General features: G+C 32.3%; 1 protein-coding gene. It reads right to left on the bottom strand.

The features are described 5' to 3' along the window. Window positions 1-225: 225 nt before the first annotated feature. Window positions 226-622: CBO0543 family protein (locus AC3G7N_RS21575; RefSeq protein ID WP_489424184.1), on the bottom strand; the 397-nt coding region annotated here is incomplete at its 5' end.

The raw sequence follows: 622 nt of genomic DNA, 5'->3' as shown, positions 1-622 counted from the left end.
CTACAATATAGTCGAAAGTATTCCGGTTCCTTCCAGGAATATAACTTCTGAACGTTTTGTCTGCCCCTGCAATAAAAACAAGCTTTACCCATACATACACTCCCCCTGCCTAACGATATAACCTGATTATCAGATTCAATCTAAATTTTCACGTATCTTAACTGCCAATATGTTATGCCTCTACAAAATATGACCTAGCGAGTTATTTTATGACCATTGATAAACTTATTTCCAAATAGACCTCTTCACTAACCACTTAAAAAACCTGAAATGTAAAATGACAAAAGAAATGATAAATGGGTAACACAATGCCGAATACCAGATTCTCCATTCGTTGTATTTAATGAAGCCAAATTGAACAGCAATAAACTCAAAAATAATAGATAGAATAGAAAAACATATGACATAAATTAATTTGCTTTTTTTCGACTTATGATAAGGGAAAGCATTTAATATGATGATGGTAGAAGAAGAATATAAAAGAATTTGTCCAATAAGGGCTGGAATTTGTACTCCTTCTTGATCAAGCACATAAAACTTATATTTAACGGCAAGAACTGTATCAACGATAAGACCGAACAAAGTCATAAAAACAGCAGTTGTATAAATTTCATACCACTTC

Source organism: Virgibacillus carmonensis (assembly GCF_057836705.1).
The sequence above is the reverse complement of the archived record's forward strand: the minus strand, read 5'-3'. Positions and strand labels throughout refer to the sequence as shown.